This is a genomic window from Pontibacillus yanchengensis Y32 (assembly GCF_000770635.1).
In the GTDB taxonomy this organism is placed as follows: Bacteria; Bacillota; Bacilli; order Bacillales; family BH030062; genus Pontibacillus; species Pontibacillus yanchengensis.
In genome coordinates, this window is record NZ_AVBF01000004.1 from 12,984 (window position 1) to 36,401 (window position 23,418).

General features: G+C 42.6%; 19 protein-coding genes. 3 read left to right on the forward strand and 16 right to left on the reverse strand.

The genetic code is table 11. The annotated features are described in order from the left end of the window. Positions 1-8: 8 nt before the first annotated feature. The 7 genes from N782_RS02440 to N782_RS02470 all read right to left on the reverse strand — a co-directional run bounded on the left by N782_RS02440 (position 9) and on the right by N782_RS02470 (position 8,709). Positions 9-626, reverse strand: a complete 618-nt coding sequence (locus N782_RS02440; protein ID WP_036815735.1) for a TetR/AcrR family transcriptional regulator — start codon at positions 624-626, stop codon at positions 9-11. Positions 627-636: 10 nt separating this feature from the next. Continuing rightward, on the reverse strand, positions 637-1,575 hold the full coding sequence (meaB, locus tag N782_RS02445; protein ID WP_036815738.1) for a methylmalonyl Co-A mutase-associated GTPase MeaB: 939 nt from the start codon (positions 1,573-1,575) through the stop codon (positions 637-639). Positions 1,576-1,589: 14 nt separating this feature from the next. Then, positions 1,590-2,732 carry an acyl-CoA dehydrogenase gene (locus tag N782_RS02450; RefSeq protein WP_036815739.1) on the reverse strand — a complete coding sequence of 381 codons (1,143 nt, stop codon included), beginning with the start codon at positions 2,730-2,732 and terminating at the stop codon, positions 1,590-1,592. A gap of 11 nt (positions 2,733-2,743) precedes the next feature. Further along, positions 2,744-3,889, reverse strand: a complete 1,146-nt coding sequence (locus N782_RS02455) for an acyl-CoA dehydrogenase (RefSeq protein WP_036815740.1) — start codon at positions 3,887-3,889, stop codon at positions 2,744-2,746. Positions 3,890-3,904: 15 nt separating this feature from the next. Next, on the reverse strand, positions 3,905-4,759 hold the full coding sequence (locus tag N782_RS02460) for a 3-hydroxybutyryl-CoA dehydrogenase (RefSeq protein WP_036815741.1): 855 nt from the start codon (positions 4,757-4,759) through the stop codon (positions 3,905-3,907). 427 nt (positions 4,760-5,186) lie between these two features. After that, positions 5,187-6,374 carry an acetyl-CoA C-acetyltransferase gene (locus N782_RS02465; protein WP_036815742.1) on the reverse strand — a complete coding sequence of 396 codons (1,188 nt, stop codon included), beginning with the start codon at positions 6,372-6,374 and terminating at the stop codon, positions 5,187-5,189. A gap of 196 nt (positions 6,375-6,570) precedes the next feature. Next, the gene (locus tag N782_RS02470; RefSeq protein WP_036815743.1) at positions 6,571-8,709 is read right to left on the reverse strand and encodes a (Fe-S)-binding protein; all 2,139 of its coding nucleotides are present in this window, start codon (positions 8,707-8,709) and stop codon (positions 6,571-6,573) included. A gap of 230 nt (positions 8,710-8,939) precedes the next feature. On the opposite strand from N782_RS02470, the gene cls reads away from it, so the two are divergent. Both cls and uvsE read left to right on the forward strand, forming a co-directional pair. Then, complete coding sequence (gene cls / locus N782_RS02475) at positions 8,940-10,133, forward strand: cardiolipin synthase (protein WP_052111121.1); 1,194 nt, start codon at positions 8,940-8,942, stop codon at positions 10,131-10,133. 277 nt (positions 10,134-10,410) lie between these two features. After that, positions 10,411-11,364 carry a UV DNA damage repair endonuclease UvsE gene (uvsE, locus tag N782_RS02480; RefSeq protein ID WP_036815745.1) on the forward strand — a complete coding sequence of 318 codons (954 nt, stop codon included), beginning with the start codon at positions 10,411-10,413 and terminating at the stop codon, positions 11,362-11,364. Positions 11,365-11,367: 3 nt separating this feature from the next. Here the strand turns inward: uvsE and N782_RS02485 are convergent, their stop codons facing one another. From N782_RS02485 to speE, 9 genes are all read right to left on the reverse strand, one after another. Further along, complete coding sequence (locus N782_RS02485) at positions 11,368-11,547, reverse strand: XapX domain-containing protein (protein WP_036815746.1); 180 nt, start codon at positions 11,545-11,547, stop codon at positions 11,368-11,370. Between the two features lie 356 nt (positions 11,548-11,903). Further along, positions 11,904-13,574 (reverse strand): arginine--tRNA ligase, encoded by a 1,671-nt coding sequence (gene argS, locus N782_RS02490; protein ID WP_036815747.1) that lies wholly within the window; start codon positions 13,572-13,574, stop codon positions 11,904-11,906. Continuing rightward, positions 13,571-14,011, reverse strand: coding sequence for a YwiB family protein (locus N782_RS02495; protein ID WP_036815750.1), 441 nt, complete (start codon positions 14,009-14,011; stop codon positions 13,571-13,573). Before N782_RS02495 ends, argS begins: the two co-directional genes overlap by 4 nt. A 615-nt stretch (positions 14,012-14,626) precedes the next feature. Beyond that, the gene (locus tag N782_RS02505; protein WP_036815752.1) at positions 14,627-15,718 is read right to left on the reverse strand and encodes an AimR family lysis-lysogeny pheromone receptor; all 1,092 of its coding nucleotides are present in this window, start codon (positions 15,716-15,718) and stop codon (positions 14,627-14,629) included. 9 nt (positions 15,719-15,727) lie between these two features. Further along, positions 15,728-16,819, reverse strand: coding sequence for an AimR family lysis-lysogeny pheromone receptor (locus N782_RS02510; RefSeq protein WP_036815754.1), 1,092 nt, complete (start codon positions 16,817-16,819; stop codon positions 15,728-15,730). Positions 16,820-16,965: 146 nt separating this feature from the next. After that, on the reverse strand, positions 16,966-17,715 hold the full coding sequence (locus N782_RS02515; protein ID WP_036815757.1) for an alpha/beta hydrolase: 750 nt from the start codon (positions 17,713-17,715) through the stop codon (positions 16,966-16,968). A 111-nt stretch (positions 17,716-17,826) separates the two neighbouring features. Further along, a complete protein-coding gene (locus N782_RS02520; protein WP_161783064.1) occupies positions 17,827-18,789 on the reverse strand; it encodes an AimR family lysis-lysogeny pheromone receptor in 963 nt (320 codons plus the stop codon). A 454-nt stretch (positions 18,790-19,243) separates the two neighbouring features. Next, positions 19,244-20,116, reverse strand: a complete 873-nt coding sequence (gene speB / locus N782_RS02525; protein WP_036815760.1) for an agmatinase — start codon at positions 20,114-20,116, stop codon at positions 19,244-19,246. Between the two features lie 10 nt (positions 20,117-20,126). Beyond that, complete coding sequence (gene speE, locus N782_RS02530) at positions 20,127-20,954, reverse strand: polyamine aminopropyltransferase (protein WP_036815761.1); 828 nt, start codon at positions 20,952-20,954, stop codon at positions 20,127-20,129. A gap of 265 nt (positions 20,955-21,219) precedes the next feature. Here speE and N782_RS02535 point away from each other — a divergent pair, with 265 nt between their 5' ends. After that, a complete protein-coding gene (locus tag N782_RS02535) occupies positions 21,220-23,292 on the forward strand; it encodes a transglycosylase domain-containing protein (protein ID WP_084102953.1) in 2,073 nt (690 codons plus the stop codon). Positions 23,293-23,418 lie beyond the last annotated feature (126 nt).

Genomic DNA, 23,418 nt, shown 5'->3' on the forward strand with positions numbered 1-23,418 from the left:
CCTGTCTATTATGCTTTTTCAGGAATCGGTAGTCCCTGAAATAAAAAATGCATTTGTCTTTCTGTGTAGCTCTCGATTGTGAAATGCTTATGTAGCATCCAACGGCGAAAGCCCCACATTTGTCCTTGAACGAAAATGTTGTTGGCGATCAGTTCAATGTCGAGATCAGAAAGTGGTTCAGGTAAGCTATGACGAATGACGTGTTCAAGTAAATTCAACATATCTCGCTCTTTTTTCAGCACATATTCCTGCGCTTCTTTTGATAAGGATTTCACTTCTTGATACATAACGACGACTTCATCTTGCATCTCATCCATTAACTGAAAATAGGACTGAATGGCACCCTTTAGACTATGTGAATTAGTGTCATTCATATCAATGGCGTCTTCCATCCGTTCTTTTACATGCTCATAAATAAAATCGCATACAAGAAAAAGAACATCTTCCTTCGTTCGAATGTATTCATATAGGGTGCCAATACTAAACCCAGAAGCTTTGGCGATCTCACGAGTCGTCGTTTTGTGAAATCCTTTTTCTTTAAATAAAGCAACTGCTCCTTTGATCATTTGATCTCGTCGCATTTTAATGAGCTTCTCGTCTTTGATTGATGAGGGTACTTTTTTCATGACTGCATTCTCAACCTCCCCCTTGCTTCCACTCCTCTAACCAAGTCTTCGCCATTTGATAAGGGTCAGCATCCGCGTCTTCCAACTGATTACGCTTTGTGTTATCGCTTTCAACAAAGGCTTCAACTGATTGCCACAGCTCTTCTCTCATTAATTCGTACACTTCATGAACGAGCTGCTGTTTTCGCTGTTCTTTACCTAAATTCGTTTCATATAGATACGTGCGATGCCGCTTCATTTCTTCCCATAACGACTCTATCCCTTTGTTTTCTGTAGATACCGTTTGGACGATAGGAGCTTGCCAACCTTTGGAGTGACTGATCATCATAAACTCCTCGAGCTGAGTCTTTAATTTTCGAACTCCAGGTAGGTCAGCTTTATTGATAATAAATAAGTCGGCAATTTCCATAATCCCTGCTTTGAAAATTTGCAGGACGTCGCCACTATTCGGCGTCAATACGACAGACGTTGTATCGACTACTTTCATAATGTCTAGCTCTGACTGCCCCACACCGACTGTTTCCACTAAAATGACATCAAACCCATACGCATCACAGACACGAATCGTATCCTTCGTCGCTCGAGATAATCCCCCTAGACTCCCTCTTGTTGCCATACTCCTTATAAAGACGCCAGGATCGGTAAAGTGGTCATTCATGCGAACCCGATCGCCCAGTAGTGCTCCCCCACTAAATGGACTGGTTGGATCGACAGCAATGACGGCTACCGTCAGTCCTTGAGCACGTAAGAAGGAAATCATCCGATTGACAAGCGAGCTCTTCCCGGCACCAGGTGAACCTGTTATGCCGATGTAATGAGCCTGCTTTTGTATCGAAAATAAATCACTCAGTAAATCGAGTTTGTCAGGATCATCATTTTCTATAAGAGTGATGGCTCTTGCTAGTGCTCGCAGATTTCGTTGTTGGATCCGTTCAGCAAGCTCGTGCATAATCGCCTTCCTCTCTACTCTTTCGTAAGCATTCGCCCGATAACTAGACGTTGAATTTCATTTGTACCTTCATAGATTTGAGTGATTTTCGCGTCCCGCATGTACCGTTCAACTGGGTAATCTTTTGTATAGCCATATCCTCCGAATACTTGCACTGCTTCGGTTGTAATACGCATCGCTGCATCTCCGGCGAAGAGCTTCGACATAGCGGAAGCTTTGCCGTACGGCTTTCCTTCTGATTCTAACCAGGCAGCTTGATACGTAAGTAAACGAGCTGATTCGATATCTGTTGCCATATCCGCTAGCTTAAAGGAAATACCTTGATTTTGTGCGATTGGTTTTCCGAATTGCTCCCGTTCTTTGGCATAGCCAACAGCTGCATCCAGTGCACCTTGAGAAATACCTAAGGCTTGAGCTGCAATACCGTTACGTCCACCATCTAGCGTGGTCATGGCAATTTTAAAGCCATCCCCTTCGTTTCCAAGCATGTTGGAAGCTGGAATCTTACAATCTTCGAAAATAAGTTCTGTTGTCGGAGAGGAACGAATACCAAGCTTCTTCTCTTTCTTTCCAAACGTAAACCCTGGTGTGCCTTTTTCTACGATAAACGCACTAATGCCTCTATGCTTGGCGTCCGCATCGGTTTTGGCGAAGACGATGTAAATATCGCCAACTCCTCCATTGGTAATCCAAACTTTATTGCCATTTAGAACATAATGGTCGCCATCTTTTTTGGCCATCGTTTTCATAGAAGCTACGTCTGATCCAGCACCTGGCTCTGACAACGCATATGCACCAAGTTTTTCTCCTTGAGCTAATTGATATAGAAATGTCTTTTTCTGTTCTTCGTTTCCGTATTTGAATAGTGGCCAGCTTGCTAGTGAGATGTGAGCGGATAGCGTTACGCCTGTTGAGGCACATACTCTTGAAAGCTCCTCGACTGCAATGACGTAGCTCAAGTAGTCCGATCCAATTCCCCCATATTCTTCCGGCCATGGAATGCCTGTAAGTCCTAATTCAGCCATTTGGTCAAAAATTTCACGGTCAAACCGTTCTTCTTCATCTCGCTCAGCAGCTGTTGGCTCGACTTCGTTTTTGGCAAAATCACGCACCATTTTACGAAGCATTTCTTGTTCTTCTGTTAATTGAAAATTCATGTCTTCTCCCCCTATTTCCCTTCGAATAAGTGTTTTCCAATGACAATACGCTGAATTTCATTTGTTCCTTCGTAAATTTCACACACTTTGGCATCTCGGAAAAAGCGTTCGACTGGATAATCCTCTGTATAGCCGTAACCCCCATGCACTTGGATGGCTTCAGTCGTAACACTCATTGCAGTTTGCGATGCATGCATTTTCGCCATGGATGCTTCTTTTCCACAATCTTTCCCTCGTGTGCGAAGACTTGCGGCATTGTACGTTAATAGTTTAGAAGCCTCAACAGCTGTCGCCATATCTGCTAGTTTAAAAGATATACCTTGATATTGAGCAATTGGCTTTCCAAATTGTTCTCTCTCTTTGGCATAGGCAACGGATTCCTCAAGAGCAGCTTCTGCAATACCTAGCGATTGTGCTGCGATACCAATTCGGCCAATATTCAAGTTCGCCATGGCAATCTTAAATCCTTCGCCCTCTTCTCCTAACAGTTGCGATGCTGGCACCTTACAGTTATCAAAGCTTAACGATACAGTACTGGACCCATTCATGCCCATTTTGTTTTCCTTCTTGCCGATTTCAAATCCAGGTGTTCCTTTTTCTAAAATAAAAGCGGAAACTCCTTTACTTCCTGCATCTGGATTCGTTCTTGCGAATACGATGTATGTATCCGCTTCGCCTCCATTGGTAATAAATACCTTGGAACCGTTAAGCATGTAATGGTCCCCATCTTTTATAGCCTTCGTCTTTAAGGAGCCTGCATCAGATCCTGCACCTGGTTCTGTAAGCGCAAATGCGCCAATATATTCACCTGAAGCAAGTTTTGGGATGTAGGTCTTCTTTTGCTCCTCTGAGCCAAAATATAGAATGGGATTGGTTCCGACAGAGGTGTGTACCGACAAAATAACACCTACCGAAGCACTCACTTTGGAAAGCTCATGAATGGCGATGATATACGATGTAAAGTCCATTCCCGCTCCACCATACTCTTCCGGAATCGGAATGCCCATCAGCCCAAGCTCTCCCATCTTCTTCACCACGTCTGTTGGATAATAATCTTCTTTATCCATCTTCTCGACAATAGGAGCGACTTCTTTTTGGGCGAAGTCACGAACCATTTTGCGCATCATCTCTTGTTCTTCTGTAAATTCTAGGTTCATGTTTTCCCTCCGCTCTTAGCTTTCGTATTGATAGAATCCTCGGCCTGATTTCTTACCAAGCCAGCCTGCTTGAACATATTGGCGTAGCAATGGACATGGACGATATTTGCTATCACCAAATCCTTCATGAAGCACTTCCATGATATAAAGGCATGTATCTAGCCCGATAAAATCAGCAAGGGTTAGAGGACCCATTGGGTGATTCATCCCTAGCTTCATGACTTCATCAACTGCTTCTGGCTCTGCCACCCCTTCATATACGGTATAAATGGCTTCATTGATCATTGGCATAAGCACCCGATTCGATACGAAGCCTGGGAAATCGCGCACTTCTACTGGTGTTTTGGAAAGTTGCTTGGTCATATCCTCAATCGCTTGATACGTTTCATCGCTTGTCTGGAGACCACGAATAATCTCAACTAACTTCATGACTGGAACAGGATTCATGAAGTGCATGCCAATCACTTGATCTGCTCGTTTTGTAGAAGCTGCAATTTCTGTGATTGGTAGCGAACTAGTGTTGGAAGCTAGTATCGCGTGAGCCGGTGCATGGGTATCCAGTTCAGAGAATACCTTTTTCTTCACATCCATGTTCTCTACTACCGCCTCGACAACAAAGTCACAATCATGGGCATCAGCCAGTGTCGTTGTCGTAGCTAAACGACTTAACCTACCCGTTTTCTCATCCTCAGTCATTCGGCCTTTTTCAACGGCTCGCGTTAACCGTTTCTCAATACCTGCTCTGCCTTTTTCCAACGCTTCCTCTTGAAGATCATTTAGCTTTACATCAAAACCAGATTGAGCAAAAACCTGTGCAATACCTGCCCCCATTTGACCTGCACCAATTACCATTACTGTGTTTATGGCCATCTATTTCTTACCCCTTTCTCTTTTTCTATGAATTGTTGTGGTATAGCTACTGTGAAAATTTTGCTAACATAAAACGTATAGAAGCGACGTTCAGCCACTCCAGCGCCTATCCCCTTTAGTCTTAAGTCAATCTTTACTGTGGAAAAGAACGCCACAATAAGGATTGCCTAAAGCCTGTCGGGGATGACCATTGCGCCCGGAGCTTTTGTCACGTCCAGCTCCAGCGCCCAGCGACTAGCAAACTTCCTGCTCCTCCTTACGATAAGTCAACATCGGATCGCTGTCGCTCTCCGTGTTTCCTTTATCTCATACGGTTTCAAAGGATGTTCGATTAAGACCGCTGCATCCTGCAGCAACATCGAACCAACCCACGTCGTGTGGGCCGCAGTTTGTACGTCGCTAATCGGGCGCCCTGAGCTTTTGTTCATTATTGCTGTGGTACTTCAATCATCACAGCGTCACCTTGACCGCCACCACTACAGATTGCTGCAATTCCGATGCCGCCACCTCGACGTTTTAGTTCGTACATCAACGTAAGGATGATGCGAGCACCACTTGCTCCAATTGGGTGGCCAAGTGCTACAGCTCCTCCATTTACGTTTACTTTATCTGGATCAAGACCGGCAATCTTACCACTTGCTAAAGAAACAGCAGCAAACGCCTCATTGACTTCGAATAAATCGATTTCTTCCATCTTCTTACCTGTTTTATCTAATAACTTGTTAATTACAAGGCCTGGCGTTTTCGGAAAATCTTTTGCCTCAACAGCTACTTCATCGTGAGCTAGAATCGTTGCCATTGGCTCATATCCATGCTCATAGGCATACTGATCAGACATTAAAAGCATCGCACCAGCTCCATCGTTCACTCCAGGAGCGTTTCCGGCTGTGATCGTACCGTTTGAACCAAACACAGGGCGAAGCTTGCTAAGTGCTTCTACCGTAGTATCCTGACGAGGAGCTTCATCAGTATCCACTTTAATTGGGTCTCCTTTTCGTTGCGGAACCTCTACTTCTGTAATTTCTTCTGCAAGCTTTCCGTCCTTGATTGCTTTCGTTGCTAACTGATGGCTTCGATAGGCCCATTTGTCCTGCTCTTCGCGACTTAATTCATATTCTTCAGCAGTCTCGTTACCGTAGTTACCCATGTGAACTCCGTTGAATGTACACGTTAATCCATCATGCACCATTAAATCTTTCACGGACTGATCACCCATACGAAAGCCCCAACGTGCTTTTGGCATAAAATATGGTGCATTGCTCATGCTTTCCATACCACCAGCTACAATGACTTGCTCATCGCCAACTCGAATCAGCTGATCAGCTAGCGTGACACTTCTCATACCAGATGCACATACTTTATTAATCGTTTCTGTCTTCACTTCCCATGGCAAGCCTGCGTGACGCGCTGCCTGTCTTGAAGGAATTTGACCTTGTCCTCCCTGAAGAACAGACCCCATAATCACTTCATTTACAAGCTCAGGATTAAACCCAACACGTGCAAGGGTAGCCTTAATCGCTGTGCCCCCAAGCTCCGAAGCTGTAATCGTACTTAAATGACCTCCTAGTTTCCCAAAAGGGGTTCTTGCACCCGATACAATTACTGTTTTAGCCATGTTTATTCCTCCTCATTATTGATAACGCTTTCACATTGCGTCAAAAGAATGCTTGTCGATGGACAAGCTCTTCATGCAGGTATAGGCCTGGTTGCGATTACTATTTTTTAAGAAATTGTTTTGATTGAACGCTCGCTCAATATACAATCATTAGGAAAGTGTACGGACCCCCTGTACACTTTCCTTGTTTCGACATTTATGCCGATTTATCCTCTTTTTCATCTCCAAAAATCGAGCGTGCTAAGATTTCGGCGATGTCGTTGGTGCTGACGGTTTCTTCTACTTCTTTCGCTTTTGTACCATCACTCAACATCGTTAAGCAGTATGGACAACCACTTGAAATCGTTGTTGGAGAAACATTTAATGCTTGCTCGGTACGGGCTTCGTTGATACGGTTACCGGACTTTTCTTCCATCCACATCATACCGCCACCGGCACCGCAACACATGCCGTTTTGTCGATTACGCTGCATTTCGACGACGTTTACACCTGGAATCATCTTCAGAATATCACGAGGTGGCTCATACACTTCGTTGTAGCGACCTAGGTAACAAGAATCGTGATAGGTAATCGTTTCATTTACATCGTATTTTGGCTGTAATTTGCCCTCTTTCACAAGTTCGGCTAATAGTTCTGTATGGTGATATACTTCCCCTTCAAAGCCGAAGTCAGGGTATTCTCGTTTGAACACATTATATGCGTGAGGGTCAATCGTTACGATTTTTTTCACGCCATGCTTTTCAAAATCTTTAATGTTCTTCTCAGCAAGCTCTTGGAATAAAAACTCATTCCCAATACGGCGTGCTGTGTCACCAGAGTTACGTTCTTTGTTTCCTAGAATGGCGAACTTAACGCCTGCTTTGTTCATAAGCTTGGCAAAAGACATGGCAATCTTTTGGCTACGGTTATCGTAAGAGCCCATGGAGCTTACCCAGAATAGGTATTCGAACTCTTCGCCTTCTTTCTCAAGCTCCTTAACCGTTGGTATGCGAACGCTTTCATCTTCGTCCTTCCAATTTTCACGTTCCTTCTTAGACAGCCCCCAAGGGTTACCTTGACGCTCAATGTTCATCATGGCACGCTGTGCTTCCTGATCCATCTTACCTTCTGTTAAAACTAAATAACGGCGAAGGTCGATGATTTTATCTACGTGCTCATTCATAACAGGACAAGCATCTTCACAGTTACGACATGTCGTACAGCCCCATATTTCTTCTTCAGTGATGACATCGCCAATTAAGGTAGTGCTTTCTACATTTTCTAAGCTAGCTGCTGTTTCTTGTTGGCCTTGGCCTTGAGCGGCTCGAGCCATTTGTGCTAGCTGATTTCCTTCTGTATTGGAGAATGCACCCGCTGGAACCCATGGGGATTGACCTGTGACAGCTGCACCTTTTTCTGTTAAGTGATCACGAAGGCGAATGATTAAGTCCATCGGAGATAGCATTTTTCCAGTACCTGTAGCCGGACAGACATTGGTACAACGACCACACTCTACACATGCATAAAGGTCAATCATTTGTAGATACGTGAAGTCTTCAATCTTTCCTGCTCCGAATGTTACGTTTTCTTCATCTTCTTCTTCTAAATCAAAATTAATCTTCTCTAACTTACCAGTGCGCTTGTCCTGGTTCATGAATACGTTTACAGGACCGGCTAATAAGTGAGCGTGTTTAGACTGAGGTACATACACTAGGAACGTTAGTAAAATTAGTAGGTGCACCCACCAGCTTAAGAAGAATACAACAGCAGCTGCGGTACTTCCCATCCAGCCAAATGCGGCAGCAATTGCGGAAGCTACTGGTTCTGTCCATGTTCCTTCTTCCCCGTGCCAGATAAGCTCCATTCCATTACCAATAAGTACGGAGAGCATTAACCCGCCAATAAAAATAAGTACAAGACCCGCTTTGAAGGATCGTTTCAAACGAACAAGCTTTTCTATATAACGACGATAAAACGCCCAAATGACGGCAACCACGATCATTAGCGTTACAAGCTCTTGGAAAAAAACAAATCCAGAATATAATGGACCAAATGGTAAGTGAGATCCCGGCGCCAATCCTTTTACGATAAAATCAATAGCACCAAACTGAACTAGAATAAATCCATAGAACATCATGACGTGAATCGCGCCTGATTTTTTATCCTTTATCAATTTTTTCTGACCAAAAACGTACACGATTAAGTCATTCACACGTTTTTTCAGTTGTAAATCAAAGTCAATCTTTTGCCCTAACTGAATATACGCGATTCTGGTTCGCACTACTCGAACGAATAGATAGAGTGCATAAACCGTAATTGCTACAAACAAAACCCAGTTCACCAACAGCAAACCCATCTTCCTTCCCCCTCCATATTTCTTTAGTTAAACCCCGATGTACCTTCCACCATAAAATCGTTCCAACAACAAAAATTTTCTGAATTCTATACTTTAATATTAATAATGAATGAACATTCAGTCAACAACTTTCCTACATAATTTCATGTTGATAATTTACCAATTCAGGGAATGCTAGTAGAGTATATCTTTAGAAAGGTTCTTATAGCGCGGAAAGGAGACGCTCTCATTTGTACGTACTTATTGTAATTATATCGATTATTTTTTTCCTAGCAGTTCTACTTTTCTTAGATTATCAATTAGGAAAACGAAACCATATTAAGAACCTTCGATTTTTAGACTTCGAACCTACAACAGGAGATTATAACCTGTACACAAACGGTAATCAGTTGTTTACTGATTTGTTCGAGGACCTTCGAAATGCCAAGCAGCAAATCAACGTCATGTTTTTCATCGTGAAAAATGATGATATAAGTCATGAACTGCTTGAATTGTTAAAAAAGAAGGCCCGAGAAGGGGTGCGAGTTCGGTTAATGGTGGATCGAATTGGAAGCTTTCGAATCAACAAGGCTACCATTAAGCAATTGGAACAAGCAGGGATAGAATTCACATTTTCTTCTACTCCGAAGCTTCCATACCTGTATTACCGAATTCAACGGAGAAACCACCGAAAAATCACCATCATCGATGATGAAATAGGATATGTTGGTGGCTATAATATGGGTCGTGAATATTTAGGACGTGACGCGGAGCTAGGCAACTGGCGCGATTATCATCTAAGGTTGGTTGGACATGTAGTGAAGGATCTGCAGCTTACATTTTTTGATGATTGGTATCTAAATACTGGTGAAAAGTATGACAACATCTCAGAACCTACAACAGAAGGAAATAAAGAAGTAGAAATAACGTCAACAGATGGTGGGCAACTGGAAGATGTGTTTATGACGTTGATTCAACAAGCTAAGGATGAAATTTTTATCGGAACACCATACTTCATCCCAAGCGAACGGTTGATGAAGGCTCTACTTGAGGCAATGGACCGTGGTGTAGATGTAAAAGTTATTGTTCCTATGAAAGCCGACCACCTTTTTGTGAAAGAAGCCGGTCTTCCCTACTTGTCCAGAGTCCGGAAAGCTGGCGGTGAAGTCTTCTTTTTTGATTTAGGCTTTTATCATGCCAAGGTTATTATTATCGATCAAGAACTATGTGACATTGGTACTGCCAATTTTGACCGAAGAAGCTTGTTTTTAAACAAGGAAGTCAATACGCTTATCTTCAATAAACGCTTTGTCGTTGATTTAAGGCTAGCCTTCTTGCGCGATGTTCAAGATAGCCAACCGTTTGATGACCATTACACTCAATTATTTAATTTTGGGACAAAAATTCGGATAGGGTTAGCTTATTTAGTACGGCCTTTGTTGTAGAGACTGCTAGTAGCGCGGGTATGCAGTGCTAGGACGCTACGCGGGGCGGTCAGATTGTGGGGCTTTGGTGATGCTAGGACGCTGTGCATGCGGTCGCTCATATATTGCGATTGTCGCTCTTATATTAGGAATCTCGATCATATATTGCGATTGTTGCTCTTATATTCGAATTCTCGCTCATATATTGAAAAAGTCGCTCATAACACGCCCTCACCCTACTTCATACGGAGCAGAACCAACCCTGTTGTCAAAATGAGATGTTTAAAGGAGTATGAAAATGAGAATTCGATTTGGCTATGTCTCCCACACCCTATCTTTATGGGAGGCGGTACCTGCCAGAACATTAACATTTAAACGATACAAGCAATTAAGTAAAGTGGAGCGAGAAGAAAAGCTTCGTGACGTGACATTGGCGAATTTATACAATACCAAGCGGGCGCTATGGTTCAATCGAGCAGCTGAGATTCCTCTTTATCGCTTATCCTCCTCCATCGTACCACTAGCTACACATCCGGAAGTACTTTGGGACTTTCAATCTCCTTTTAAGGAGCATTGGAAAGAGATTGGACAAATCGTTAAAGACGGACAACTGCGCATCAGTTTTCATCCTAATCAGTTCACGGTGTTTACAAGCGATAAGCAGCACGTCACCGAAAACTCCGTACGAGATATGACGTATCACTATCAAATGCTTGAAGCGATGGGGCTTGAGGATGAAGGGTTTATCAACATTCATATCGGTGGTGCTTACGGAGATAAGACCTCAGCAATGGAGCGTTTTAAAGACCAAATCCACCAGATGCCTGATGAAGTAGGAGCTCGAATGACAATCGAGAATGATGATAAAACTTATACCAGTCAAGAAACCTTGCAAGTGGCCGAGGAAAAGAACATTCCGGTTATGTTTGATTACCATCATGAGCAGGCGAATCCAAGTGAAATTCCGTATGAAGACCTTTTGGAGCGACTGTTTAACACATGGCAGCACACCGATTATCCGCCAAAAGTTCATCTATCTTCTCCTAAGAACGATAAGGAATACCGAAGCCACGCGGACCGGATCGACCTCCAATATGCTCTCCCCTTTTTGAAGGCATGCAAACAAAAAACGGATACGTTGGATGTCATGATTGAAGCAAAAGAAAAAGACCTAGCCCTCCTACAACTTGTAGAAGAGCTGGCCTCTATCCGCGGCGTAAAGCGAATCGCTGGTGGGGAAATCGAATTTTAGTCTTTATTTGAACATAGACTCAAGCATCGGTGACACCATCGTGTACACCTTGAATCCAGCATAAATCCCAACAATCCCCATCACCCCTGCAAGTGCTGGTGGGGCTGGGATAGGTAATTTAAATAGCGCAAACACAAATCCTACTATAAATCCTGTTATGAGTGCTAAAATGATTGTCTTCACTTTGTTGCCTCCTCTTTCTATGTAAGCTTCACCTACTATTGTATGCGATTTCACTAGTATCATAAATATTTTTTGTGGAGAGCGGGCTGAGATGGACGTAAAAATGGGAGCTCGCTCCTATTTGGAAAAAGTCGCTCCTGTTTTTTCATTCTCGCTCCTATTTCGGAGAAGTTGCTCCTGTTTTTCGATTCTCGCTCCTGATCTTAAAAAGTCGCTCCTGATTTTCCATTCTCGCTCCTAATTCCGAAAAGTTGATCCTATTTTTCGATTCACGCTCCAATTCTCCAAAAGTCGCTCAGACCACCAAGAGCAAAAAACAGCTCCCAGCATCATACATGCTGGGAGCTTCATTCTTTTTACATACGTTCTGGTGCAGATACACCAATTAACTTCAGTGCATTTTGAAGTGTTTGACGTGTTGCTTCCATTAACGCAACCCGTGCTCTCGTGCGTTCTGGCTGGTTTTCGTCGACTACTTTTTCTGCGTTGTAGAAGCTATGCAAATCAGATGCTAGGTCGAACACATATTGCGTCACGCGGTGTGGTGTGCGTTTTTGTGCTGCGTCTGCAACGGTTTGAGGGAAGTCTCCTAGACGCTTCAGAAGTGCTTCTTCTTTTTCAGAATTTAAGTGAGATGGATCGATGTCTTCGGTAAGTTCGAAGCCTTTTTCACTTGCCTGACGAAGCATCGTGCAAATACGCGCATGTGCGTATTGTACATAAAAGACAGGGTTGTCATTGGATTCAGATTTCGCTAGATCCATATCGAAGTCTAGATGAGAATCGCTGGAACGCATAACGAAGAAGTAGCGCATCGCATCAATGCCGACCTCTTCCATTAGTTCACGAAGCGTAACGGCTTTACCTGTACGCTTACTCATTTTCACTTTTTCGCCGTCCTGGAACAGGTTAACCATTTGGATAATTTCCACTTCTAGCGTATCTTCATCATAACCTAGAGCCTGGATAGCAGCCTTCATACGTGGGATGTAGCCATGGTGGTCGGCTCCCCAAATATTGATTAGCGTCTCGAAACCACGGTCCAGTTTATTTTTGTGATAAGCGATATCTGGTGTGAGGTACGTGTACGTATCATCATTCTTAATCAGCACGCGGTCTTTGTCATCACCAAAGTCCGTTGAACGGAACCATGTTGCACCGTCCTGCTCATAGACATATCCTTTTTCACGAAGTGTTTCCACGATAGATTCTACTTTACCTTCAGTGTATAGGGATGTCTCAGAGAACCAATGATCAAATGGAACACGGTACTCTTCTAGATCTTGTTCTATTTTGTTCAGCTCGTACTTCAAGCCGTATTCACGGAAGAAAGATAGTCGTTCATCTTCTGATTTATGCTTCCACTCGTCCCCGTACTCTTCGACGAGTTTTTCACCAAGCTCGATAATATCCTTGCCGTGGTAACCATCTTCAGGCATTGGGAAGTCGTCCCCAAGTGCTTGCATGTAACGAGCCTCAACGGAAGTCGCCAGGTTATTAATCTGGTTTCCTGCATCATTAATATAATATTCTCGAGCTACGTTATAGCCTGCTTTTGCCATAATGTTGCACATTGCGTCTCCAACAGAAGCTCCTCGAGCGTGTCCAAGGTGAAGTACACCTGTCGGATTCGCAGATACAAACTCAACCTGAACCTTGTGACCATTTCCAACCATGCTAGAACCATAGCTTTCGCCAGCTTTTAGGATGGTCGGAACTAAGTTAGTAAGGTATTGGTTGTCCATGAAAAAGTTAATAAACCCAGGACCTGCGATTTCCATTTTATCGATGGACGCTTTGGTTGTATCGAAATGTGCCACAATGTCTTCAGCGATTTGGCGAGGTGCTTTTCTAGCTACTTTCGCTAGTTGCATGGCCATATTGGTAGCGTAGTCGCCGTGATTTTTATCTTTTGGTTGTTCCAATACTACTGGTGGTAGCTGGCTTTCTGTTGCCAATTCAGCTTTTAAAACGGCTTGGATAATTTCATCCTTCAGCCTTTGTTCTGTTTGTTCTACAATATTCATGATTGGCCCTCCTCGTTATAACGTAATGATAAACGATGCCCTTGCTTGTCCTGTCCATTCATTTCTAAATCATAGCTGATCATCAGCTTACCCTTTATCTGATCGGAAGATTCCTCAAGCGAAATGGATTTCGTCGTTGTTTGCATATGAAATTTACCATAAGGATGGTAATACACATTTTCCGTTATGGCGTTCTCACGGAACACTTGATTCATACGAACGGGTCCGGTCCGACGTACAATCACTTTGTCCGGGTGGATCGTGACTAAATTATCGATAGGTTGCTCTTCATCATGATGCTCCGTAAAACGTAAAATATAAGCATTGCCTTTATGAATAAAATCACCTGATTCTTCTACAACAATCTCATCTGTTTGGTCTTGGTTCTTAATTTCGGTCACCAATTTAACCTGTATCGGCGTGCGTTCATCTGACAATTCGGATGTCACCTCTTTTTACGATTTGCAAACGTACAATGTCCTTAACTTAACCATTATAAGAATTCCACGTCAAAAATACAATAGATGGAGGTTAGGTAGTAGCTTGTAAATGATGGTTTTTGCTTTAATGGATTAAATGAATAGCTTACATTATTCCATAATCGATGTATAATCTTGAAGACTTGGATTCGAGATGAATTGGATTTCTGTTGATTGGGTGAGAGAAAAAGATGGGCTCTGGAGCGACTTTTCCTGAATTCGGAGCGAGTTTCAAAAAATAGGAGCAACTTTCGAAATATTGGAGCGAGAATTCAGATATGGGATCAACTTGTAAAAAATAGGAGCGACCGCGATTTTTGCGACGTTCAACTCACTGGCTGGGGCCGGATGTGCGCACGGGTGCCATGGAACCCTTTGCGAGCGAGTTTTCGAAATTAGGAGCAAGTTTCTGAATATAGGAGCGACTTTTTGATTTTTGGAGCGACTCTCGCCAAATTCCGAGCAACTTTTCCAAAATAGGAGCGACCCGCCCCACTTCCCCTTCCTGCCCATGTTTCCGTTCCTCCCAAAACAGCTAAGGCTCAAAAATAAATAACGGCTCGCTCCAATAAGCTAGCCGTTTTGATAGTAGGTATGTTGTTGTAGTTTTTGTAATTCTCGCAAGGGTAATCTTGCGAAAAAGTAATCGCTTTGCTCGTTTAAGAGGCGATAATGGGCTTTTTGTAGATATAGTTTGTTTTGGGTGGCTTTTCCTAAGTAATATTGCTGAAATGGGGTGAGTTCTTCAAAGCTTTCTAGTATTTCGATGCCTGTTTCCACATCTCCATTAACAATCGCCACGTGGGCTTTTTCTGGAAGGTACGATGTTTCAATGCCTTCTGCCCTTTCATTCACTGCTGCAATAAACGGGATGGTTCGACTTTCTATTAATTGTGTGGAAAAGCTGTCGTTGCGTCGTTTTGCAATCGAACGTGCTTCGTTGATATGAAACATTGCTTGTTCATAGCTCTCAAACACATAGGTTTCCGCAAGCTGTATGTGCATTTGTGTTTTTTTAAAGAGATTATTCGATCGATTGATAAACGTGTACGCATATTTTCGTCCAATTAATAGCTCATTTCTGCGCCAATGATATTGAAACACTAATTCATAATAACGATCGGTAAACATGTCTTGTAAAAAGCTCTGTCCCATCCGCTCTAGATGGGATTGAATTTGCTCCAAATACGCTCCCAGCTTTCCAAATTGATGCAATTCAAAATATGCATAAATCATTAGGAACGTAGCTAAACATTGTAAATCCGGGTCCATGAAGCCTTTCTTCTTCACCTTATCCATGTATTCATATGGGTCAGGTCTATTTTTCAGACGATCCAACATGACGCCATAAATCCACGCCCATTGGTGATTTATTGGATTTTCAGATTGATGATTTTTTTCAATCAAAGAAGGCAACTCTGTAAAAAAACCATTCCAGTACAAGAACTCAAGACCTAAACGTTTATTCTCATCACACGTGGTTATAAAACAATACTGCTTCACTAAATGTATGGCTTGGGTCTCTTCATACAATACAAACAGAATCTTGTTCATATGATATAAGGACATATCAAATTTCCCGTTGGTTACTTGCTTTAACCTGCTATAATCCTGGTGAGTAACCTGTTCATCCTCATCTATAAAGTTTTGTTCGTTATTTGTCATCGTAACCACCTACAGTGTAATGGTGTTCTGCGTTTTGATTCGTTGCAGTTCTTGGAATGGTAGCATTGCGTAATAGTAATCACCATATTCATTCATTAATCGACGGTAAGAGCTTGTCAGCAGTCTTACGCTTTGGGTCGCTAATCCTAAGTAATATTCTTGAAAGGGCGTTAGTGATTCAAAATCATCCAGAATCTCTTGTACTTTTGCAGTATCTCCACGAGCTGCAGCAAGATGTGCTTGTTCTGGAAGGTCTGTGGTTGTTACCCCTTCCATTTCTTGATGCACAGCGGAAACAAACGGATATAGTCTTGTTCTTATCGCATCACGAATACCGAATTGGTGATGATCTGCTATCTTCAAAGCTTCATTCATATGGAATATGGCTTGGTCGTAATCTGTTATGGAATAGGATTCTGCTAACGCTACATGAAGGTGGCATTTTTTGAATGAGGACATGGTTTTATTCAAAGCACGAAAGGCATGCTTTCTAGCAATAATGACCTCATTTCGCTTCCAATGATAGTAAAACTGAAAATCCTCTAAACGAAGTTGAAAATAGTAGGATAGAAACGGTGAATCGATTCCACTTACCTGGTCAACTAAGCGTTGATAGTAATTTCCAAACTCGCCATATGCCAATAAGTCGAAGTAGCTATACTGAATCAGAAAAGTCTGGAGCACCTGTGCCCCTTCATCTAAAGGAGTAAGCTGTTTAATTTGTTGAAGTGTAAGGTTCGGGTCTGGTTTCTTTGCGATTCGATTCCAAATCAGTTCATAAATAAATGCCCACTGCTGGTTCGTTTGGTTTGAGGATGCTTTATTTTTTTCAATCATGTCCAATAATTCTTGAAAAAAAGCGTTCATATACATATATTCTAATGCGTGGCGTTGCTGTAAATCACAGTTCGTTTGTAGACATAGGGCTTTCATAAGTTGGGCGGTCACTTCAGCATCATATTGGACAGAGAACATACGTTGGACATTCTGAAGGGAAGCTTCGACGCCTTCTTGCAGAAAAGGAGCAATCGCACGCTTCACATCTTCTTCGGTCCACTGGTGCCATTGAATGGTTGAGCTATTATGTTGTGGTTGAATCATGTAACCATCCCCAAAGCATAAAATAGAAAATCATGATGAGATCTTTATTCGTTCATATACTATTAAGTTTAACATAGCTGTTTGTGTCATCACCGATTTAGAAATAAATACCATTATACCATTAACGTAACTTCTCCGTACAACCTTTATCTCATGCTCGACAACCACGTCAGTACATGCTGAATCTGTTCATCCCAGTATCCCCACTCATGGTCGCCGGGGCCGAATTCGGATGTATATTCTATAGACGTTTTCTCGACTTGCTCTTTGAAGGTAAGGTTATGGTGAAAAAGAAAATCCTCCGTCCCACAAGATTGGTAGATAGCAGGCTTCGATCCATCAAAAGAATCCACCTGCTTCAGCAGCCACAGCGGGTCATCTGCTGTTCTAGCAATAGTTCGATTACCGAAAATCAAATCGAATTTGTCACTACCTGTCTCGCGCACTTCTTTCACATAACTAGCAAGATCTGTTACCCCCGATAAAGTTGCCACAGCCTTGAAGGATTCCGGCTCGGATAAGGCCCATTTAAGTGCGCCATAACCGCCCATCGACAAACCAGCTACAAACGTCTCTTCCCTTTTGGTCGTCAAAGGAAAATAAGCATGAACGATGGAAGGAAGCTCTTCAGTGAGGAACGTCCAGTATTTTTTCCCATACATCATGTCTGTGTAATAGCTGTGATCCATCCTCGGCATGACGACAGCAATCCCATGCTCCTCGGCATAACGCTCGATGGAAGTACGACGCGTCCAGGTGGTTTCATCGTCGCTGTAACCATGAAGTAAGTAGAGAACCGGAAAGGGTGTGTTATCGTCAGGCTGCGGTAGAATGACTTGTATGGAAGTTTGAATGTTCAGCACCTCTGAGAAAACGTGGCAGGTGATGTGAGCCAAAAGATCGCCTCCTTCTTTTTTCCATGACTTTCAGTAAATACTAGGCGGTCAAAATAGCATCGAAAGCGTATCTTAAGGCCGATTTCTAACCATACAAATCATGCTCCCTGTTTATTCACCTTTCAGTTTCCGTATCTCATTTAAAGGCAACCTGGCAAAGAAATAATCACTTTGCTCTTGAATAAACCGATTATAGGACCGCTGCAATAAATCTATATTTTGTTCTGCTTTCCCTAAATAATATTCCTTAAATGGGGATAGGTTGGTGAAGGAACGTAAATAGTGAATAGCTTCTTCAACTTCCCCTCTAGCAATGGCAAGATGCGCTATTTCTCCCTTATCCTTAGACGAGATACCTTCTGCTTTTCCATAAACACTAGAGATAAAGGGAATTGTATTTTGTGTGACGAGGTATTCCAAGTCTTTAAATGGACAGTTTTTGGACAAGGACAATGCTTGGTAAGCGTGATACATCGCATGCTCATAGCTTTCAAATATATATGTGTAGGCTAGTACATTGTGAATTAGCCCGACTTTATAATCATTATGAAAATGATTGATTAATCGAAACGCATATTTTCGCCCGATTACTAACTCATTTCGTTTCCAATGGTAGTGAAAAAGGACTTCATCGACACGAAATTGGAATAACTCCTTTAGAAACATGTTCTCCATATTTCGGAGGTATTCTTGTACATCATCGAGGTATAAGCCAAATACATTATATCGGTGAAGAGCATTGTTGCCGTATATGTTCATTAGCATTTTTAAATACGCCATATGATCTTCAAGAGGATGTATGGTTGCAACTTTTGCTAAGAAAATATTTGGGTCCGTCTGATCACGATATCGTTCTAGTAATAGTTGATATACCCATCCCCACTGCTGATTTACCTCATGGGGTGAGGCAAGATTGATATTTATTAATTTAGGAAGCTCATGAAAAAAACCATTTAAATATAGATACTCTAATCCATATCGCAATTCACAAGGAGTAGTGGAGTCCAGTATATACTCCTTCATTTTGTGGATGGCTTCCTGATTTGAATATGTAGCTTTTAAGTGCTTATCCATTAAGAATAGCGAGTTGCATATAGGATCTAGGTCACTATGTACTCCATGGTTCTCCATTCTCTTACATTCATCCCTTTCAAACTATATGCTAGCCCTGAAACGATGCATGATATGTATGAAAGGCTAGTTTCCTTTAGTAGGATGTGATTTCCAAATGACATTATTCGGAAAACCAACTTCCTTTTTGTCTGTATGGACATTATTGTCGACTTTTTCGAGAAATAGTTATTATGCCCAAGCAAAGATTTGGAAATATGCTGGGACATTGCTACCTTTCCATTATCCTTTTCCATCACATAAAGGTCAAATCATTTCCAGAATTAAATGAATAATTGAAATATGCCATACTTTACAGGTTTACACAAGTATACATGTTTCTTGGGTGGAGGGTTGATTAACAGATACAAAAATAAAACTTCCTGAAGGGTATTCCATACCTTCAGGAAGTCATCCATTACTTCACCCAGCCTAATAGCATCTCTCGAATACATTTACTGGCTGTGATTTGGGTTTGTTCTGTTGGGTCGTAGGCCGGGGCAACTTCAACCAGGTCTGCGCCTACAATATGAATGTTCGCTTCAGCTAACATGTGGATGGCCTCCAATAATTCTTTAGAGGTAATCCCTCCTGCTTCTGCTGTTCCCGTTCCAGGTGCGTAGGCAGGGTCTAACACATCGATATCAATCGTTACATAGACATTCCGATTTTCAAGCGACGGTAGTGCTCTTTTTAGCGGCTCTACCACGTCATACTTGGCCATGTGCATGCCGCTTGTTTTGGCGTACTCAAATTCCTCTCTCATTCCTGATCGAATACCGAAAGAGTACACATTTTCAGGACCAATCAACTCGCATATTTTCCGAACAGGTGTCGAATGAGATAATGTCTCTCCCTCATATTCCTCTCGTAAATCAGCATGAGCATCAATATGGATGAAAGCCATATCTGGATATTTTTCATACATTGCCTTGATAACTGGCCATGTAACCAGGTGCTCCCCACCGATACCTAATGGAAATTTATCTTTGTCTAAAATTTGTTGGACATAGTCTTGGATCATATCCAGGCTTCGGGCAGGGTTGCCAAACGGGAGTGGGATATCACCCGCGTCAAAATACGAGACTTCCTCTAGATGTTTGTCTAAATAAGGACTGTACTCCTCTAGACCCAGGGATGCCTCGCGAATTCGATTGGGACCAAAACGAGAGCCCGGACGAAAGCTTACCGTCCAATCCATCGGCATGCCATACATAACGACATTACAATCCGCTACCTCTGGACGACTCATGATAAATACTTTGCCTGAATATGCTTCATCAAATCGCATGCTTTTCCCCCTACTCTGTTAAATCTTTAACGAATTTCGGTAATGCAAAAGAAGCTTTGTGGAGCTCCTTCGTATAGTATTTTGTGTCCAACTCGTGGAAGCGTTCCTCGCTAACCTCTAACGGATCATGTTGTTTACTGCCTATGGTGAACGTCCATAAGCCGCTCGGATAGGTTGGAATATTCGCTGTATAGAGGCGTGTAACTGGGAAAATTTCTTTTACGTCACGAAAAACCTGGCGAATAAGGTCCGCTTTAAACCACGGATTATCCGTTTGGGCTACAAAGATACCATCCTCTTTAAGGGCGTTTGAAATGCCAGAATAAAATCCTTTTGAGAACAAGCTCACAGCTGGTCCAACAGGTTCTGTAGAATCGACCATAATGACGTCATAGGCCGCTTCACTCTCAGCAATATGAATGAACCCATCAGCCACCTTCACTTCGACACGTGGATCATCCAGGTCCCCAGCAATTTCAGGGAGATAATGCTTCGAATACTCAATCACCTTCCCATCAATCTCAACGAGTGTAGCTTTTTCGACACTTGGATGCTTAAGAATCTCGCGAATCACGCCGCCGTCGCCACCACCTACAACAAGGACGTCTTTTGGATTAGGGTGCGTAAATAATGGAACATGCGCGACCATTTCATGATAGACGAATTCATCTCGATCTGTTGTCATCACCATGCCATCCAGTGTCAGCATAGTGCCCCACTCTTCCGTCTCCAGCATATCCAGTCGTTGATAATCTGTCTCTTCTGTATGATAGGTTTGCTTCACCTTCGCCGTAATTCCATAATTCTCGGTTTGTTTTTCTGTGTACCAAAGATCCATTTCATTGCCCCTCTCGTTATTTAAATGAACGTAACCATTCACTATGTATTGGAATCTATTGTTTAATCATACCATGCTCTCAAATCTTTCAAACAATCAAATTACAGATAATCTCAAAAAAAGTGGGATGGGGGGACAGGTCCCTCGTCCCATTTTTTGGGATGAGGGACCTGTCCCCCCATCCCACTCCATAGGTTTAGAATCTTGTTTTTTAGCCATACTGGTTAAAAAAGCACGTTGATTGGGTATGGGGAGATGATCGAGTATGGATAGAATACTCTCTACCTTCAAGCGCACTGGTCCCTGGAAATGGATAACGATCGGGATGGTTTCTGTGACAGGGTTAGGCTTAAGTGCGATTGCGGGAGTTTTACTCTATTGTTATCTATTAGGGGCGCCCCCTCTAAAAAACCAACAGAATACGATTTTCTATGATGATAACGCTCAGGTCATAGGTGTGGAGCATGGTAGTGAGAACCGCTACTGGATTGAGTTAGATGAGATGACCCCTGCCTTTATTCAAGCTACGATTGCGACTGAGGATCGGCGCTTTTATGAGCACTTTGGCTTTGACTTCAAGCGAATTGCAGCAGCTATTTACCATGATATCCAATCTATGTCGAAAGCTCAGGGCGCGAGTACAATCACGCAACAATATGCGCGTAATCTTTACCTATCCCATGAGAAAACGTGGACGAGAAAAATAAAAGAGGCTCTTTATGCGGTACGACTTGAGATGTTTTATGATAAGGATGAGATACTAGAAGGCTATTTAAATACGATCTACTACGGTCACGGTGCCTACGGAATCGAGGCAGCTAGTCGGTACTATTTTCAAAAAGATGCTCATGAATTAAATTTAGCTGAGTCAGCTCTATTGGCCGCTATCCCAAAAGGCCCCTCTTACTATTCCCCTTATACGCACATGGAGAATGCAAAGAGACGGCAGCATCTTATTCTAGAAAACTTACAAAAGACAGACTATATTACGGAACAGCAAAAAGTTAGAGCACTACAGGCATCTCTAGAGCTTGCCCCTCAAGAAGAACAGTACCAGAAACAAGTTGCTCCTTATTTTCAGGATGTGGTGATGAAGGAAGCAGAGCAACTTTTACAGTTAGATGAGGAATCAATACGCGCTGGAGGCTATCATGTGTTTACGAGTCTTGATACGGACCTACAAAAAGAACTCGAGACCATCGTTGAAGAGACGATTCCTAATAGCACGGACCTCCAAGTAGGTGCAATGAGCATGGACCCGCAAACGGGCGATATTGTAGCGATGGTGGGTGGTCGTGATTATGAGGAAAGCTCATACAACCGGGCTGTTCAAGCCAAACGTATGCCAGGCTCCACCTTCAAACCGTTTCTTTACTACGCAGCGTTAGAAAATGGCTATACACCAGCTACTACCCTGATGAGTAAGCCAACCTATTTTGAATTAGAAGATGGCAATGTATATGAGCCTAGCAATTACAACGGGTACTATGCGTATGAACCGATTACACTTGCTCAGGCAATTGCGTTATCCGATAATGTGTATGCTGTTAAGACGAATGTATTTTTAGGTGAAGAAACGTTAGTAGAAACAGCTCAACGCATGGGGATTTCAGGCTCCTTACCAGCTGTTCCATCTCTCGCACTAGGGACTGCCTCTGTCTCGGTTCAGGAAATGGTCGGAGCGTATAGTTTATTTGCTAATGGGGGTAAGGAAGTGACGCCTCAAACCATCCAACGCATTACTGACTCCCACGGCCATACCGTTTATGAACGAAATGAGGAGGCTGGGGAGCAGATCATCGATGAAGATAATGCTTTTGTCATGGCTCACCTTATGACAGGAATGTTCGATGAATCCTTGAATGACTATATGAAGGTAACCGGTTCATCCATTACGGACAAATTATCGCGCCCGTTCGCTGGTAAATCGGGCACTACTCAGACAGATAGCTGGATGATCGGGTTTAGTCCAGAATTAACGACTGGCATTTGGACTGGCTATGATCAAAACAAACCTATTGATAAAGTAAAAGAACATCAATATGCAAAAGATATTTGGGCTGATTTCATGGAAAACTCCCATAAAGATCTCCCATATGATCAATTCACTCCAACAGATGGCGTAGTGGGTGTGTACATTGATCCTGATAGTGGTCATTTAGCAACACCATACTGTGCACACCACCGATTAGCTTATTTCGTAGAAGGAACAGAGCCTTCAAGCTACTGTGAGCTTCACCTGCCAATTGATGAAAACGGGGAACGTCAAACCCCTGAAGAAGTGGATAAGAAAAAGAATAAAGGTGGTCTGAAAAACTGGCTGGATATTATGTTTTAGTCCAAAAGACCCGAAAGCTATCATGCAAATGTGTCTGATTTTTGAATAAATTACGAAATTCTTGAGGTTTGCTTTGGAAATTTGTAAAATATGAAGCACATGGTTTATTCACATGTTTACTAGGAC